Source organism: Pseudomonas sp. 2995-1 (genome assembly GCF_002742505.1).
In the GTDB taxonomy this organism is placed as follows: Bacteria; Pseudomonadota; Gammaproteobacteria; order Pseudomonadales; family Pseudomonadaceae; genus Aquipseudomonas; species Aquipseudomonas sivasensis.
In genome coordinates this window covers 1-269 of sequence record NZ_LJSA01000657.1, presented here as the reverse complement: position 1 = coordinate 269, position 269 = coordinate 1, and the positions used below count along the sequence as shown (strand labels likewise).

The 269-nt window shown below is 40.9% G+C and carries 1 pseudogene; it reads left to right on the top strand.

What is annotated here, in order from left to right:
• Positions 1-269: pseudogene (locus AOA61_RS30615) on the top strand (alpha-glucuronidase); the annotation flags it as partial.

The window sequence follows — 269 nt, the reverse complement described above, 5'->3', positions numbered from 1 at the left end:
GTGTTGGCTGGATGGTTAATCCTAACCACCACTATGGGCCAAATGTAGACGGATATGAGTATGATAGATGGGGTACGTATCATTTTGCAGACTGGAAAGGAATTGGTGTAGACCGTACGATGGCAACAGGCACAGGATACACTGGCCAATATTTCCCGGAAAATCGAGATATGTATGAAAATGTGGAAACTTGTCCTGATGAATTACTATTATTCTTCCACCACGTACCATATACACATGAATTAAAGTCTGGTAAAACTGTAATTCAG